Source organism: Klebsiella huaxiensis (assembly GCF_003261575.2).
In the GTDB taxonomy this organism is placed as follows: domain Bacteria; phylum Pseudomonadota; class Gammaproteobacteria; order Enterobacterales; family Enterobacteriaceae; genus Klebsiella; species Klebsiella huaxiensis.
In genome coordinates this window covers 5365607-5382482 of sequence record NZ_CP036175.1, presented here as the reverse complement: position 1 = coordinate 5382482, position 16876 = coordinate 5365607, and the positions used below count along the sequence as shown (strand labels likewise).

Sequence of the window (16876 nt, the reverse complement as noted above, 5' to 3'; positions counted from 1 at the left end):
AACCAACTATGTCACTCAAATTAGGTGTCATCGGTGCCGGAGCTATCGGTAAAGAACATATCCGCCGCTGCACTCAGGTATTACAGGGCGCTACGGTGGTAGCGGTTTCGGATATCAACGAAGAGAACGCGCGGGCCGCGGTTGCGCTGCCGGGCGTACATGCAGAAGTGTATGCCGACGGTCATGACGTGATTAAGGCCAGCAACGTGGATGCCATCCTGGTCACTTCCTGGGACCCAACCCACGAAGAATACACCCTGGCTGCTATCGCCGCCGGTAAGCCAGTATTCTGCGAGAAGCCGCTGGCGATGAGCGCGGAAGGCTGCCGTCGTATTGTTGATGCGGAAATGAAAGCCGGTCGTCGTCTGGTGCAGGTTGGGTTTATGCGCCCGTATGACGAAGGCTATCTGGCGCTGAAAAAAGTGATCGATGACGGTGATATCGGCGCGCCGCTGATGCTGCGCTGTGCGCACCGCAACCAGTCAGTGGGCGAGAACTACACCACCGATATGGCGATCACCAACACCCTTATTCACGAGCTGGACGTTCTGCGCTGGCTGCTGGACGATGATTATCTTTCGGTGCAGGTGCGTTTCCCGCGCTCGACCTCACACACTCATGCGCGCCTGAAAGATCCGCAGATTGTGTCGTTCGAAACCAAGAAAGGCACTCTGATCGATGTTGAAGTGTTTGTGAACTGCCAGTACGGCTACGACATCCAGTGTGAAGTGGTGGGGGAAACCGGTATTGCTCGCCTGCCTGAGCCGTCAGCGGTGCAGATGCGTAAATCCGCTAACCTGTCGACCGCCATTCTGGTCGACTGGAAAGACCGCTTTATTAAAGCGTATGACGTTGAATTGCAAGCTTTCATCAACGATGTTCAGGCAGGCCAGCTGCACGGCCCATCGGCCTGGGATGGCTATGCTGCATCCGTTGCCGCCGACGCCTGCATCAAGGCACAGGGTACCAGTGAACCGATAAAAGTGACGCTACCGGAGTGCCCGGCGTTCTACAAAAACTAAGCACGCTTTGCTGACGGAATTTCTTTGCACAGGTAACGACGATGAAAATTGCCTTTGATGTTGATGTAATTAAAGACCTCGGGGTCACCCGTATGGTCCACCAGGTGGCGGAGTGGGGCTACAAGTACATTGAGCAATCGCCGCATCCGCAAATCAACCCGTTTTACAAGCACCCGCGTGCCAGCCGGGAGATTATGGCTGAGTACAAGCAGGCGCTGCGTGAAACCGGCGTGGAACTCTCTTCATTTATCTGCGTTTATCGCTGGTCCGGTCCGGATGAGCTGCGCCGTCAGGCGGCAGTGAAAAACTGGAAACGACTGATCGAAATTGCGGTTGAAATGGGTGTACAGGTGATCAACACCGAGTTCTCCGGCGATCCTAATCAGCCAGAGATTTGCGATGAGATGTTCTATCGCTCCATGGAAGAGCTGCTGCCGATTTTCGAACGCGAAGGTATCCGCGTTGAAATCCAGGCGCATCCGTGGGACTTCTGCGAAGAGAACAACGAAACCGTCGATATTGTGAAGTCATTCCGTAGCGATAACGTTAAGTACGTCTACAGCGTTCCGCATACCTTCTTCTATGACAAAGGCGTGGGTGACGTTGAGAAGATGCTGCGCTACGCGGGAAGCGATCTTTCTCATGTGCTGATTGCTGATACCCGCAACCATACAAAACATTGCCGCTATATCGTTAATCCGCCGGGAGTGGATGCCGTCGTTCACCAGCATGTGGGCGTCGGGGAAGGGGATGTCGATTTCGACGCGCTGTTCCGTACCTTGCGCGACATGAAATTTGCCGAGCAGACCTTCAAGGTTGGCGGTGAGCCGATTGTGGCTACCTCGCTGTTCGGCTACCCGGAAAAAATGAAATACCAGGCAGTGGAAACCCGTGAACTCATCGAACGTGAATTGCTGCGCTGATAAGGCGTAGCGGCAGGAGCCCCCTACTATGAACAAAGATAATGTGAAACTGGCTATCGCCCCGATTGGTTGGACTAACGACGACATGCCGGAGCTGGGCAGCGAAAATACTTTCCAGCAAATCCTCAGCGAAATGGCGCTGGCAGGCTTTACCGGTAGTGAAGTTGGCAGCAAATATCCACGCGATCCGGCGGTTCTGAAGCCGATGCTGGATATCCGCGGCATTCAGATTTGCAACGCCTGGTTTAGTACCTTTTTTGCCAATGGGCAGCGGGAAAAAACCATTGATGAATTCGTCAATCACATGAATTTCCTTCATGCGATGGGCGCAAAAGTGATTGGCTGTTCTGAGCAGAGCGGCAGCATCCAGGGTCTGGAAAAACCGATTCTTGGCAATGCGAAACCGTGCTTTAGCGAACAAGAGTGGCAACAGGTTGCGGAAGGCTACAACACGCTTGGTCGCCTGGCGGCAGAAAAAGGCATGCAGGTCTGCCTGCACCACCATATGGGCACCGGTATCCAGACGACAGAAGAGATCGACAAGTTTATGTCGCTGGTGGATGACAAAGTCTTCCTGCTGTACGACACCGGCCACGCCTGGTATTCCGAAGGCGGCGAGGAGCCGATGCTGGCGATCCTGAAAAAATATCTGCCGCGCATTAACCACGTGCACTTGAAAGATGTGCGTCCGCCGGTGATTGAGCAAGTGCGCCGCGAAGGGCTCTCTTTCCTTGATGGCGTGAAGAAAGGCACCTTCACCGTTCCGGGCGATGGCGTCATTGATTTCCGTCCGGTGTTCAAACTGCTGGATGAGCATGGCTACAAAGGCTGGATGGTGGTTGAGGCCGAGCAGGACCCGGCGCTGGCTAACCCATTCGAATACGCAGTAAAAGCACGTAAATATATTCGCGAAACGGCAGGAATCTAATCGTTGTTTCACTTACAGGCCATACCTCGTATGGCCTGCTTTTTTTCCTCTGTCGTGGCATTGCCTGGTGGCGAATAAGCGACGCTGAACGCTTTTCCCTCTCCTTTTGGGAGAGGGCCAGGAAGAGGGAAAAGTTTACTTCACTTCCGCCAGCGCGGTCTTATCCACATATGGCTTCATCAGCGCATCAGCCTCTTTCTGCGCCGCCTGGACTGCAGCTTCCGGGGTGACTTTTGCATCGTTTACCGCCGCGGCCAGCTGGTTTTCCATCGCTTTACGTACGGCGACGGTCTCCCAGGTGGAGTACCACGGATGGGCATATTTCAGCTGCTCGAGGGCGATAGCCGCGCGCGGATCCTGCTGCAAATAAGCCTTCATTTCCGGCGTATCGTAGGCGGCCTTGCGCGGTGAGAAGTAGCCGGTAAAGCGGCTCCAGGCACCGTTGACTTGCGGACTAACCAGATATGTCAGGAACTGATACGCTGCTTTCTTCTGCGCGTCGTTGATGCCCTTGAAGCTCACCAGGCTGGCACCGCCGATTGGCACTGCCCGCTGCTCTTTGGCCGGTAGCATCGCCACACCCAGCTCAAAATCTTTGCTGTTCTCGCGCATAAAGCCCAGCGCGCCGGTGCTCAGCATCGCCATCCCGACTTTGCCGGAGAAGAAACTGGCGCTGATCTGTTTCGAATTCAGCACGCCGGAAGGCATCACTTTGTCTTTATAAACCAGGTTCTGCCAGAAGCGCAGGGCGCCGATAGTGGTCGGCGTGTTGTAGTACACTTCGCCCGGATAGTCCTCGTTAAAGTATTTCCCGCCGTTGGCGCGCACCAGCGCCGAGAAGATCCAGCCGCCGTAATCATCGTTAGTCGACGGCAGCATGATCCCCCACTGGCCTTTACTCTCGTCGGTCAGATTTTTGGCGTCAGCCAGCAGCTCGGCCCAGGTTTGTGGCGGCTGTTTGATCCCGGCCTGATCGAACATCGTTTTGTTGTAATAGAGGATCGGCGTCGAGTTATGGAAAGGGATCGCATAGGTGGTGCCCATGACCTGGGCATTTTTATGCATCGCAGGCCAGAACTCCTTCACCAGAAAATCTCCCGCTTTTTGATCGCCATACTGGAACAGTTCGTCCATCGGCAGGATCTCATCCTTCAGCGCCAGATCGGTGGTGAAGTTGGCGGACATAATCACCAGCGCAGGCGGTTGCCCGGCCTTCTGCGCGGATTCGGCTTTGATCTTGGTGGTGTCATAGTTGCCGGTAAAGATCCCGCGCACTTCGACATCCTGCTGCGACTCGTTGAATTCTTTAATAACGCGGGTCATCTCCATGGTCAGCTTGCCGTCTACCGGCGCTGGAAACATGAAATCGATCTTCTCTTTCGCCAGCGCCGCGCCGCTCAGGGCGAGACTAAGGCTGACGGTGATGGTCGCCAAGGGCCTAAACATGGTCAATCTCCTGGAGTAAATTATGCTGTTTCTCAGCATGAAAAAGATGAATATCGCCGGGTGAAAAGCCGAGGAGCAGCGAATCGCCTTTCTCCGGCACCGCGCCGCGATGGCGGCGGCTAAAGCGTAAAGTGCCGATGGGGGTGCTGACATGGAGCAGATAATCCGCTCCCATCAGTTCTCGTTGCAGCACGGTGGCAGGCAGGCGCAAATGGCTCTCCTCCACACGATCGCTGATATGTTCCGGACGAATGCCTAACCATACCTGGGACTCTTTGCGGTAGCGCGGCGGCAGCGGATGACGCTGTTCGCCGAGCAGTACCTCGCCGTCAGCGCAGGGCAGTGAGAGCAGATTCATCGCCGGGGAGCCGATAAATCCGGCAACAAACAGGTTGGCTGGGTTGGCGTAGAGATACTCTGGTCGCCCGACCTGCTGCACGTGGCCGCCGTTCATCACCACAATGCGGTCCGCCATCGACATCGCTTCCGTCTGGTCGTGAGTCACATAGACGGTGCTGGTTTTGAGCTGTTGGTGGAGGTCCATAATGCTGTCGCGTACTTCGCTGCGCAGGCGGGCATCGAGGTTGGAGAGCGGCTCATCCATCAGGAACAGGCGTGGATTGCGCACTATCGCGCGCGCCATCGCCACTCGCTGCCGCTGGCCGCCGGAAAGTTTCGCCGGTTTGCGCTCCAGCAAGCTATCCAGTTGCAGCATCTGCGCGACTTTATCCACTCGCGGCTGCCAGCTGGTTTTCTCCTCTTTGCGCACCTTCATGCCGAAGGTGATGTTGTCGCGTACCGACAGATGCGGAAACAGGGCATAGTTCTGGAAGATCATCGCGAAATTGCGCTCTCTGGGCGACATTTCGGTGATGTTCTCATCATGCAGCCAGATCTCCCCTTCGCTGACCGGTTCCAGTCCGGCAAGCAGACGCAACAGCGTGCTTTTACCGCAGCCAGACGGGCCTACCAGCACCACGAATTCCCCGTCGTGAATATCCAGTGACAGGGCGCTGAGGGCCGGTTTACCGTCAAACTGTTTACTGATGTTTTGCAGACTAAGCATGGCGATTAGCGATCTTCCGTTGGGCAGCTGATATTTTCGTCGTACATCCACGGTCCGGCGTAGTGGGTCAGCGGATGCTGATAGCTCACCCACTGCTCGCCCACCTGGCGATGCATCAGGCACGACGCCGGGGAGAGGTCGTAATACGGACGGGTGTCTTCATGAAAATAGGGCACCTGGTGGACGGTTCCCGGAATGGTGGAGATGATGGCCTGGCGATACTGCGTCATGGTCAGGCTATGGTTATGGCCGCAGAAAATGCGCGTCAACGACGGGAAGCGTTCAACCAGCCCCAACAGACGGTGGCCGTTTTCGCAGGCGATAGGGTCCATCTGCGCGTTGCCCAGCGGCAGCGGTGGATGATGCATAAATACCGTCGCCGGTTTATCGCCGCCATCGAACAGCTGGGCTTCCAGCCACTTGATGGTTTCGTCGGTCAGCCAGCCTTTCGACGTTCCCGCCCGGCTGGAGTCAATAAACAGCAGGCGAGTGGTAAAATCGTCTACCACGTAATGCATGTTTTGCGCGTCGGTGCCGAGCTGTGGGCACAGCGGCTGCAGGTATTCCAGAAACAGCGCTTTATCGTCGTGATTTCCGGGAATGAGATACAGCGGATAGTTAAGGCTGCCGAGGATCTGGCGAGCGGCCTGGTACTCTTCCGGGCGGCCGCAGTTGACGATATCACCGCTCACTACCACTGCGTCCGGGCGCTCCTGCAGGGCATTCAGCTGGGAAACCACGTCGGCGTTGGCGGCGTTAACGTCAATAAAGCCGTACAGCTTCTGGCCGTGACTGCGGAAATGGGTATCGGAAATTTGCGCTAACAGCATGAATAACTCCTTATTTGATCCCGGAGAAGCCGAAGCTTCGCAGGAACTGTTTCTGGAAAAGGATGAATGCCAGCATCAGCGGCAGGCAGACCATCAGCGTTCCGGCACCGATGATGCCCCACTGACCGCCGGATTCTGCACCCATGGCGAAGGAGACCAGCCCCACTGTCAGCACCTGTTTATCCGGGTCGTTCAGCATCATTAGTGGCCACAGATACTCGTTCCAGTGATAGGTAATGCTGACGGTGGCGAAGGCCAGCACCGACGGCCAGGACATCGGCAGCAGCACGCGAAACAACACCTGCCACCAGCGACAGCCCTCCATCAGCGCCGCCTCCTCCAGCTCTTTGGGAATGGCGAGGAACGCCTGACGCATCAGGAATACGCCGAACGCCGAGGTGAAGTAGGGCATCATCACTCCGGTAAGGGTATTGAGCAGGCCGAAGGTTTTCAGGGTCAGCATGTTAGGCACCATCATCACCACCGGCATGATCATCAACTGAACGAGGAACATCAGGAACAGCGTCTTCTTGCCGCGAAATTCGTGGCAGGCGAAGACGTAGCCGGCGGTGGTGATGGTCAACAGCTGCACGAAGAAGGTGCCGAAGGTGAAGATAATGGTGTTGGTGTAGAGGCTCAGCCAGTCGGCGCTGGCCCAGGCATCGCGGAAGTTATCCAGCGTCAGCGGTAACCGGGGCAGCAGGGAGGCCATATCCTCCCCGAAGGTAGTGGCGCTGAACGAGGTCGACAGCATCCATAAAAACGGGCTCACCCACAGCAGTGCCAGGCAGCACATTAATACCGTAAGCGTAAAGGGCTGCGAGCGGCGCAGGCGCAGCCATAGCGGGCGTGATGCGCTTTGTGAACGCAGCACCAGCGGCGAGATTTCAGCGCTCATAGTGCGCTCCTTTCTCCAGCAGTTTGAGGTTAATCAGCGAGAAGGCGAACAGCCCGGCCAGCGTCAGGAAGGTAGCGGCGGAGGCTTTACCTAAATCATGGGTATCCCAGGCGAGATTCTGGATGTAGTAGAGCAGCACGGTAGTGGCGTTATCCGGCCCGCCGCGGGTCATTACTGCCACGTGGTCGATCTGGGTGATGGAGTAGATCAGCGCGGTGGTAATGACGAAGCTCAGGGTTGGGCGCAGCAGCGGCAGCGTCACTTTAAAGAACACCTGCGTACGGGTGGCGCCTTCCATTATCGCCGCTTCACGCGTCGACGCCGGGATGCTTTGCAGTCCGGCAAGGAAAAACAGCATGTAGTAACCGGCGAACTTCCATACGCCAATCAGCGACAGGGCCAGCAGCGCGCTATTGCTGCGCCCCAGCCAGTTGTTGTTCATCGGGCCAAACAGTTTTGCCAGATAGTGATCGAGCAGGCCGAGGCCGGGCATAAAGATAAACAGCCATAGCGCGGCGGCGCTGACCATCGGAATAATCATCGGGAAGAAGAAGGCGGTGCGCAGCCAGCGGTTGACGCGGTGGTTTTCGGTCAGGGCGACTGCCAGCAGCAGGGCGAGCGTTACGCCCGGCACTACCGTCAGCAGGATATAAAGCAGGTTATTCACCAGCGATTGCCAGAAGACGCTATCGGCGAACAGGCGGCTGAAGTTCTCCAGCCCGACATACTGGCCGCCATCGCTGACCATGCGGGTATCGAACAGGCTGTCATAGACCGAACGCCCCAGCGGGAACCAGGTAAAGAGCAATAAAAACAACAGGGAAGGCGACAGTATCAGCCAGGGGAGCCAGGTTTTTCTCATGGTGGCAGACGTCTCGTTCAGGCGTTTGTAGAAGCCCGGATTTTGAGAAGGATTGACTGCAAAAGGATGGCGGGGAGATGACGGTTTAATGACCAGAGGGCGAAATACCGGGCAGACGGGCTGCCCGGCGGTGAAGTCCTGAGTCAGGAGCGTTCAGGTTACGCCCCAGTGACGGATATCATTAGAAGTCGGCTTTCAGCACCACGCGGTAACGAGCTTTGCCCTCGCGAACGTGCTTCAGCGCTTCGTTGATTTGCGACATCGGGAACAGCTCGGTAGTCGGTGCGACTTTGCTGCGTCCGGCAAATTTCATCAACTTGCGCAGCTCGGACGGGTTGCCGGTAGCCGAGCCAGAGATGCTGCGGTCGCCGCCAATCAGGGTGAAAGCGGGGACCGGGAACGGCTTCATTACCGCGCCGACGGTGTGGAAGTTGCCGCCGTACGCCAGCGCTTCAAAGTACGGCTGCCAGTCGAGGTCGACGGCAACGGTGTTGATGATCAGGTCGAACTGCCCGGCCAGCGCTTTTAAGGCTTCAGGATCGCGGCTGTTTACGACGCGATCGGCACCCATCGCCAGCACTTCCTGCTCTTTCGCTGGGTTTGAGCTAAAGGCGGTGACTTCCGCGCCCATCGCGTGCAACAGCTTGATGGCGATATGGCCGAGGCCGCCAATGCCGATCACCCCGACGCGGCTGTTTGCCGTGACGTGATGCATCAGCAGCGGTTTGAAGACGGTAATGCCGCCGCAGAGCATCGGCCCGGCGGATTCGATATCGACGTTTTCCGGCAGCGGGATCACCCATTGCCAGTCGGCGCGCAGCTTATCGGCGAAGCCGCCGCGGTTAATGATGGTCGGGACCGAGCCTTCCAGACAGTTGATCTGGTTGCCGCTGATGCAGGCATCGCAGTGGCCGCAGCTGCGCGCCGTCCAGCCGATACCTACTTTCTGGCCGATTTTAAGGCCCTTCTCCTGCGCGGCGCTGCCCAGCGCCGCCACGCGACCAATCACTTCGTGACCGGCTACCAGCGGATAGCTCGACATGCCCCATTCGTTGTCGATCATCGACAGGTCGGAGTGACAGATCCCGCAGTACTCCACCTGCACTTCGACATCTTCCGGCTTGAGGTCGCCGGCATCGTACTCCCACAGCGACAGATCGGCGCCCGCTTCTTTGGCGGCGTAACTTTTAATAGTGCTCATGACAGATTCCTTGGGTTTGGCGTAGTTTTGGCATCATTAAGAAGGAAGTGTAGAGCATGAGGCGGGGGGACGCTTGGCAGAAGGAGGGGGGAAGGGGGGTTGAGTAGGGGAGAGGAAATGTGAGCTCAAGAGGCTAACACACTGAGCAGATGAAAAATTCATCACTTGATGAGGATAGGATGCAACGCTGCTTGCATGGCAGCGTGTGACAGGTATAATCCACAACGTTTTCCGTATCCTTTCCGTGCCGGAGTGGCGAAATCGGTAGACGCAGTTGATTCAAAATCAACCGTAGAAATACGTGCCGGTTCGAGTCCGGCCTTCGGCACCAAAAGTATATAAATAGACGTCAATCGACGTCTTTTTTTATGCCCAAAATCCGCGCTACACAAGGCTTTACCCGCTTTTCCCCTCAACTGAAGTCAACCTAACTCAACCCACATCAACAAGCTTTTGAGTATACTAATGAGTATATTTGTCGATTCGATATTGCTTGTATACTCACGACATACCAATGGAAGGAGGACCATTATGGCCTTAACGGATACTAAAGTTCGTTCTGCGAAACCTGAGGAGAAAGAGTATTCACTTGTTGACGGCGACGGTATGTCCTTACTTGTAAAACCTAACGGCTCAAAGTATTGGCGATTTCGTTTCCGTTTTGGCGGTAAACAACATTTGATGGCGTTCGGTGTCTATCCTGAAATCTCGTTAGCTAATGCCAGAAAAAAGAGAGAAGAGGCTAGAAAGCTGGTTGCTGCTGGCATTGATCCTCGTGAGCATAAGCGTGCTTTAAAAGAAGAGCAGGCGAAAGAGATTATTACTTTCGAGAAGGTTGCCAGAGAATGGCTTGCGACTAACCAAAAATGGTCGGAAGATCATGCTAATCGCGTAAAAAAGAGCCTGGAGGACAATATCTTCCCGGCAATTGGTACTTGCAACATTGCTGAACTGGGTACTCGTGATTTACTGGCACCAATTAAAGCAGTGGAAGTGTCTGGACGTCTTGAGGTGGCTTCTCGTCTCCAACAGCGCACCACGGCCATCATGCGTTATGCAGTACAAAGCGGGCTGATTGATTACAACCCAGCGCAGGAGATGGCTGGAGCCGTCGCCTCTGGCAATCGACAACATCGTCCGGCGCTGGAATTAAAGCGTATCCCTGAGTTACTCGAGAAAATAGACGGTTATACCGGCAGGCCGCTAACCCGCTGGGCAACGGAACTTACTCTGCTTATCTTTATTCGCTCCAGTGAGCTGCGTTTTGCTCGCTGGTCAGAGATCGATTTTGAAACGTCAATGTGGACCATCCCGCCTGAGCGAGAGCCTATTCCCGGCGTGAAACATTCTCAGCGAGGATCAAAGATGCGTACACCTCATCTGGTGCCGCTATCAAAGCAGGCGCTGGCGATCCTGAAGCAGATAAAACAGTTCTGTGGTGAACATGAGCTGATTTTTATTGGCGATCACGATCCGCGTAAACCCATGAGTGAGAACACGGTAAATAGTGCGCTACGGGTTATGGGCTATGACACTAAAGTTGAGGTTTGCGGCCACGGCTTCCGCACAATGGCCTGTAGTTCGTTAATTGAGTCAGGTCTATGGTCGAAGGATGCGGTGGAGCGCCAGATGAGCCATATGGAACGTAATTCGGTACGCGCAGCATATATCCATAAAGCGGAACATCTGGATGAACGCAAGTTGATGCTGCAATGGTGGGCAAACTTCCTGGATGCAAATCGGGAGAAGAGTATTAGTCCTTTCGATTTTGCGAAAATTAATAATCCCATGCTGACCAGATAACACATGACGCTATATTTTGGCCCCTTAACCCCGTAGATTCAACATGAGTGATTACATAAAGAAGGCATCCGTACTTTAACGTTCGGGTGCCTTTTTGCTTTTTAACAACCGAAAATCAGGAGATTTTATCAATGGTTACAATGTGTCCAAAATGTGGTTCTGAACGCGTTAGCGAACGTAACATTGGGAGGAAGGCAGGAAGTATCGCTGGAGGTGTGGCTGGAGCCCTTAGTGGAGCAAGCTCGGGGGCGGCAATTGGTTCTGTTGTGCCAGTTCTGGGGACTGCTACCGGGGCTGTTATTGGTGCTGTGCTGGGGAGGTTTGTGGCTGGTGCAACTGCGGGAGCGGTTACCGGCTCAGCCCTTGATGGACTCCTGTTTGACAGATATGAGTGTGGCGATTGTGGTCATACCTTTGACTAGAAGGTTATGCTAAATGTCATATCTTTATGATTTTAATGAATAAAAAATATCCACTACTTGCCTCATCAATTTTAATACACCACATCCCCCGCATAAACTGATCTACAAAAACGATCGATATCATTACAATGATAGCTATAAACTATCAAATATATTAAATTGATCGTTTTTATCGATAGATTTTGCAGATCAATTATTGAAATTCGATCGGTAATAACAATTTTACCTGCACTCATAACCTCCCTATCTTAGAAAGGATTTAATTAGAATCAGGCCAGGATTCTCATCGGGTGACAATAAGGAGATGCACCATGCGCCTATAGCAAGGATGTTTCAATGCGGCAGGTATAAGTCTGCCCATCCATTCAACATGCTTACCGGACAAAGTGACGGCATTAAACCACCACTTCAATGATTTATTGTTATTTTTCAAGGAGCCAACGATGGCATTTATTCTTTTACTTTTGTGGATCGGAGCATCGATAGTTATTGGTAAATTGGCTCAGGCCAGTGGCCGTTCGTTCTTCATATGGTTTGTTATCAGTATGCTTATAGACCCCATATTTGGTGCGATTCTTTTTGCTGTAGTCGTGAGGTCAAAATGAAACCAGACAGAGTTAAGAGGCTTTTTAAAGCCTATCTTGGCATTGGTTTTTTATTCATGTTACTTGTTTGTATAGGGATTGTTGTTTTGTTATGTCAATAAGGGGAATGATTACATATTTTAATAAGTCTTTTATATCTACCACCATACTCCCCTCCTGTTCAATGCTCTTGAAGTTTACCAGTTTAACGTTCTCTGTAATATTTCGGCTATTATGTAAAGATAAGGAATTATCATGATAAACTATTATGAATATCTTGAGCTGGATATGAATGCCAGTGTTGATGAATTAAACCATGCGATACAAAAAGTAAGTGAGCGTGATGATGCAGATTTAAAATTCATCCGTGAGATGAAATCCATTTTGTTAAACGATGAAGCCAGGGTGCTGTATAATAATAAATTGATTTCTTTTATTGTTGGCGATAGAAAAAAGTCTGATTTGGTAATCGCTCAAAATATCTGTAAATTATTAAATATAGATAATTCGTCGCTACATGACAAATATATCTGGATTGCAACGGGATTGTTTGTTGTCGGCGTTTTAACAGCTTGTTTGTTTAGTTTAGCTGTCAACTATACGGTTAATTTGTTCGTTATGATTGCCCTGATTATTTTGTTTTATATGGACTGGAAGCTACTGGATAAACATGGCAAGGCAAGCTTTTCAAAATGGTGGATTCTTTTTTCGCCAGTCTATATTGCTAAACGTTGTAAAGCCGTTGGTCAGGGAAAAATGCTGTTGCTGGTCTGGCTTGGGATATGGGTTGTATATGGCATCGGGAACTTTGCATTCAACAGTAGCAAAACAATGCTGGAGCGCTCAGCATGTGAGGTGGTAACGGATATCTATCATAAGCAACTACGCCAGTACTCACAGCAATGTGAGAACGTAACGTTAACTGAAAGTGAAGGGAAACAGCACTATGGATTTGCTCAACTTAGTGATGGTACAACTAAGGATATCACCGTTACAGAACAATCAGATGGTAAGATTGTTGTATATATTGAATAGGCATTTTTGAGGCAAAGCACTTACCTCTGGGGTAAGTGCTTTTTATATATTATTTATTTTTAGAGGAGATTTGTATGAGGTTTTTAAATGGAATTAAATATGTGACTACTCTGGGAGTAATTACTATCTCCTGTTCAGTAATGGCATCACCTTATGGAGATTCAGATGTCTTGTTCGGGTGTGTCATAAAAGGTAAAACCACTAAAGAGGTGGCTGTGTTAAGGAATAATAATGAGGTCACTTATTTATTCGGTAAATCGGACATTAACGGAGGTAGTGGGGTTATTCCTGAAATCACTTTGGTAAAAAATGTGAGTCAGTTAAGTCAGACCTGGAATTACAGTCGAGCTGAGGGTGTGTCGATACATACATTGAACATACCAGAAAACGAGTATACTTACTCTATTTTCTATATCGATGATGGGAAAAATACTGATGGAGAAATAACAGTTTTAAAACAGGGGAAAGAAATCAGCACGATAAAATGCGATGATATCTGGGAACAACATCTGGGTGACGGCAATATGATGAATGGTATCCCCGATGAGTCAGATTGATATATCTGATACGTACTGTACCAGTTAACATGAGTGTTAACTGGTACAAAATATAGAAATACCAAATTAGTAACGGTTTAATAGTGGCAATTAATAACCACATCCTATGGAGGTGGTCAAGACAACTAAAAGGGTAACTGACCATTCTATCAGCATTTTTCAACTATCGAAGAAAGAAATCCACAGTCATGTGGCTTATCAAAACCAGAGCTACTTTTCAGATATTCAGTAATCAGCGCTCCAATAATCTTAACCGACTTTTTGTTAGTTGTTATAAAGCCCAATGGCATAGTCACTGGCAAAGTTTCAGGTTGAGAAATATGGTAGATAACAACAGATAATTCATTCTCGAGATGGAGGATCCCATTGTTTACCTTGACTGTATCGTCGGCTTTGTTGAATAAATCGAACTTTCAGGAGATGGGCGGATCTGATCGTTACAGACGTTTCAGCATCAGGTCCCCATGGCAAAGCAAAAGTTTAAAATCACCAACTGGTCTGCCTACAACAAAGTGCTCAGGCAGCGCGGTTCGCTGACGGTCTGGCTTGATGAGTCTGCCATTACTGATCTTGCCCAGCAACGGCAGACACAATCTTGGACAGACTGGTGCATAACGCGCAAAGAGTGGTTCTGCAAGGTAAATTTACGAGAAAAAACCGCCAGTAGTGGAAAGCGGCGAAAAAACAGGTTAAAAAGTAGAATGAAAAGTTAAGTTCCCAGTTGATAGAATGGATGAGAAACTCTGATAGAACTTCAATGCCAATCCGTAACCGAATAGAGCGAAATACTCAGTGAGAAGCACTGATCGGAAAAATGTATCAATATTAGTCTATTGTATTAGACTGAACCTTCCTTTTAAATGATTTGCGCATTCCTAAAATCATTATTTAGTGATAATATTAGGGGCGTGGCATAGAGAAGATTCGTGGTCCTAGCTATTAGTCGCACTCAGGTTTACTGGATGAGAGGTATTTTTAGGAGGAGTAAAATGGAAAAAAAATCCTTAAGAAAAATAAAAAAATGGATAATCGCGGCTGCAATATTTACTCAGACTTTAGGGTCTGCATATGGAAATTTAAACTTCCAAGCAGGAGCAATGGAGGATGGAACGTTTCTACTTACCGTAAATGGAAGTATTTCTTCAGGAGATGCATACATTTTCGCAAAACAAATCGACTCATTTAAGCAAGATAACATGCCACTCAGTCAGATTTGGTTAAATAGTCTTGGTGGTAATGTTGCCGACGCCTTAAAGATGTCATTGATTATATCAAGTAATAATTTAACAACGGTAGTGCCAAATAGATGGGAGTGTGTTAGTGCTTGCGTTCTTTTATTTGGCGCGGGAATACGACGCCATGCTTTTCCCGAAAGTATAATTGGTGTTCATCGTATAAGCATTAATGAAATTGATAATGACCAAGCAAGATCATTATCACTTGATATGGACACTGTATACACCGCAATGAACTTCCCAGAAAACATTAAATACAAAATGTTAACGACGCCCCCTAATGACGTATATTATCTAACAACAATAGACAAAAAGAACATATCAACGACATACTCAAATACTAAGCAGGTTGATACATCGTATAGAAACTCTGGAATCTCAGCACCACGGGTAATAATCACTAAAAAAGATCGTTCAGAATCAAGAGCGCTAAATCAAAAGGCTATTATACAAATTAGGTCAAATCAGTTCATTTCTGCTATAGCTAATCTTGAAACAGCAAAAAAAATATACCCGTCAGATGCTGAAGTATTAGGGAACCTTGGATATGCATATTACATGATCGGCGATTATACTGCAGCACAAATGAATCTGACATCATCACTTAAACTAGCTCCACGTAGAGGTTCATCATGGAATAACCTTGGATTAGTTTTAGCATCGACTAATCAAATAGAATGGGCCGTAAATTGCTTTATAAATTACTGGAATTTTTCAAAAAATAAAAAAGCGGCAACAAATCAGTTCTTTTCATGGGAGCAAGAACGTCCAGGAACTGGTATTGATATAGCATCAAAAAGAGCTCGTTCTACCCTTGGGATTTATTCACCCGAGTGATGTCGCCCCCTGAAACCCCAGACTGTAGCTGTATCCCCAGATAAGAGATAGGCTTGAATATATGTCTAACACTAACGCCAATTTTGAGATGACCAGAATCCTGTTAGGGCAAGAAGTCCGTAAACGTAAACTCCTCAGGAGAAGATCGCCATTATCCAGCAGACGATGGAGCCGGGCATGAATGTCTCCCACGTCACACGCCTGCACGGTATTCAGCCCAGTTTGCTGTTCAAGTGGAAGAAGCAATACCAGGAAGGCAGCCTTACCCCCGTTGCGGCCGGAGAGGAAGTCGTTCCAGCTTCAGAGCTTACTGCTGCTCTGAAGCATGTCCGGGAGCTTCAGCGCCTTCTGGGCAGGAAGACGATGGAAGTTGAGATCATGAAAGAAGCCGTGGAGTACGGTCAGTCGCGAAAATGGATATCGCACGCGCCCTTGTTGCCAAAGGACGGGAAATAGCCCTAGTCAGCCGCACCATGGGCGTGTCGCTTGCGCAGCTGTCGCTGCGGATTAACCGTTCTGCCAACTGGCAGGACATGCGCTGTAACCGGCGTAATGACGAAGCAGACGCATAAATACTGTCGGCCAGCTACAGAGAACATGGCCTTCCGGTGTCTGAAAATCTGCTGAAACAGGATTTTTACGCGAGTGGCCCGAATCAGAAGTGGGCAGGAGACATCACGTATCGTGTGCCCGGAGTTCAGGGCGAGCATGGAGGCTCAAATGAACCACGAGTCTGTCTGGAATATTGAACCGGTAGCTCATGACGAGTAACCCTACAATCCCGCCTGGTGTGACGGCGGAGAACCTGAGCGGCAGTGACCTGCGGCATGCCCGCAGGGTGATGTAACCCGCTGACAACGGGGATTGAGGCGAGATCACTAAGCCGAGATGATCCTCAAGGTTGAGTACTGAAAGGCTGAAGAACATGAACCCGTTAATCCGCCTCTGTGGGTTGAAAATGTCACCACGGCCTATGTGATCTGACAGGCCGTGCAGAAGGAACTGACACTGATAGATATGCCGTGTCGGTCAAAAGTGTTTTGACATGTAAGCAGAACACCGGGACAGCAGCGCCTAACACGCTCGCGTTGCTGACTTCTGCCAACTTGCGGCAAGCAAGGACAAAGAGTGCGACGGGCAGCCTCCTCAGTATGTCTGAGTCCAGACAGGTGAACCGGGGAAGGTCAGTGTCGGATGTTAAGGGGGCATGGCTCCGATGACGCGCTG

At 50.7% G+C, this 16876-nt stretch carries 14 protein-coding genes, 1 tRNA gene and 2 pseudogenes; 11 read left to right on the top strand and 6 right to left on the bottom strand.

Annotated features, from left to right (window positions below; all coding sequences use genetic code 11):
- Positions 1-8: 8 nt before the first annotated feature.
- Genes iolG through iolE form a run of 3 tightly spaced genes read left to right on the top strand, consistent with a single transcriptional unit; the run spans position 9 to position 2873 of the window.
- Positions 9-1022 carry a bifunctional inositol 2-dehydrogenase/D-chiro-inositol 1-dehydrogenase gene (gene iolG, locus DA718_RS25670; protein ID WP_112216280.1) on the top strand — a complete coding sequence of 338 codons (1014 nt, stop codon included), beginning with the start codon at positions 9-11 and terminating at the stop codon, positions 1020-1022.
- A gap of 41 nt (positions 1023-1063) precedes the next feature.
- Complete coding sequence (locus DA718_RS25665; RefSeq protein WP_112216281.1) at positions 1064-1945, top strand: sugar phosphate isomerase/epimerase family protein; 882 nt, start codon at positions 1064-1066, stop codon at positions 1943-1945.
- 28 nt (positions 1946-1973) lie between these two features.
- Positions 1974-2873: a myo-inosose-2 dehydratase gene (iolE, locus tag DA718_RS25660; RefSeq protein WP_112216282.1), complete on the top strand. Its 900-nt coding sequence runs from the start codon at positions 1974-1976 to the stop codon at positions 2871-2873.
- Between the two features lie 135 nt (positions 2874-3008).
- Here the strand turns inward: iolE and DA718_RS25655 are convergent, their stop codons facing one another.
- The 6 genes from DA718_RS25655 to ahr form a co-directional block, all read right to left on the bottom strand.
- The gene (locus tag DA718_RS25655; RefSeq protein ID WP_112216283.1) at positions 3009-4319 is read right to left on the bottom strand and encodes an ABC transporter substrate-binding protein; all 1311 of its coding nucleotides are present in this window, start codon (positions 4317-4319) and stop codon (positions 3009-3011) included.
- Positions 4312-5385 carry an ABC transporter ATP-binding protein gene (locus DA718_RS25650; RefSeq protein ID WP_112216284.1) on the bottom strand — a complete coding sequence of 358 codons (1074 nt, stop codon included), beginning with the start codon at positions 5383-5385 and terminating at the stop codon, positions 4312-4314. The genes DA718_RS25655 and DA718_RS25650 overlap by 8 nt, the downstream gene beginning before the upstream one ends.
- Positions 5386-5390: 5 nt before the next feature.
- The gene (locus DA718_RS25645; protein ID WP_112216285.1) at positions 5391-6215 is read right to left on the bottom strand and encodes a phosphodiesterase; all 825 of its coding nucleotides are present in this window, start codon (positions 6213-6215) and stop codon (positions 5391-5393) included.
- Positions 6216-6225: 10 nt separating this feature from the next.
- The gene (locus DA718_RS25640; RefSeq protein ID WP_112216286.1) at positions 6226-7113 is read right to left on the bottom strand and encodes a carbohydrate ABC transporter permease; all 888 of its coding nucleotides are present in this window, start codon (positions 7111-7113) and stop codon (positions 6226-6228) included.
- Positions 7103-7975, bottom strand: coding sequence for a carbohydrate ABC transporter permease (locus DA718_RS25635; RefSeq protein WP_112216287.1), 873 nt, complete (start codon positions 7973-7975; stop codon positions 7103-7105). Before DA718_RS25635 ends, DA718_RS25640 begins: the two co-directional genes overlap by 11 nt.
- 181 nt (positions 7976-8156) lie before the next feature.
- Positions 8157-9176, bottom strand: coding sequence for an NADPH-dependent aldehyde reductase Ahr (gene ahr, locus DA718_RS25630; protein WP_110276629.1), 1020 nt, complete (start codon positions 9174-9176; stop codon positions 8157-8159).
- Between the two features lie 246 nt (positions 9177-9422).
- Here ahr and DA718_RS25625 point away from each other — a divergent pair.
- The 8 genes and pseudogenes from DA718_RS25625 to DA718_RS25580 form a co-directional block, all read left to right on the top strand.
- Positions 9423-9507, top strand: a tRNA-Leu gene (locus DA718_RS25625).
- 200 nt (positions 9508-9707) lie between these two features.
- On the top strand, positions 9708-10979 hold the full coding sequence (locus tag DA718_RS25620) for a tyrosine-type recombinase/integrase (RefSeq protein ID WP_014837232.1): 1272 nt from the start codon (positions 9708-9710) through the stop codon (positions 10977-10979).
- An 865-nt stretch (positions 10980-11844) separates the two neighbouring features.
- Positions 11845-12006: a hypothetical protein gene (locus DA718_RS30535; RefSeq protein ID WP_040216727.1), complete on the top strand. Its 162-nt coding sequence runs from the start codon at positions 11845-11847 to the stop codon at positions 12004-12006.
- A 234-nt stretch (positions 12007-12240) separates the two neighbouring features.
- Positions 12241-13020 carry a hypothetical protein gene (locus DA718_RS25610; protein ID WP_040216729.1) on the top strand — a complete coding sequence of 260 codons (780 nt, stop codon included), beginning with the start codon at positions 12241-12243 and terminating at the stop codon, positions 13018-13020.
- A 74-nt stretch (positions 13021-13094) separates the two neighbouring features.
- A complete protein-coding gene (locus tag DA718_RS25605) occupies positions 13095-13577 on the top strand; it encodes a hypothetical protein (protein ID WP_040216732.1) in 483 nt (160 codons plus the stop codon).
- A gap of 464 nt (positions 13578-14041) precedes the next feature.
- Positions 14042-14155 (top strand): annotated as a pseudogene (locus DA718_RS25595) (IS5/IS1182 family transposase); the annotation flags it as partial.
- Between the two features lie 411 nt (positions 14156-14566).
- Complete coding sequence (locus DA718_RS25585; protein ID WP_014837235.1) at positions 14567-15649, top strand: hypothetical protein; 1083 nt, start codon at positions 14567-14569, stop codon at positions 15647-15649.
- An 88-nt stretch (positions 15650-15737) separates the two neighbouring features.
- Positions 15738-16218: pseudogene (locus DA718_RS25580) on the top strand (transposase); the annotation flags it as partial.
- Between the last annotated feature and the right edge of the window lie 658 nt (positions 16219-16876).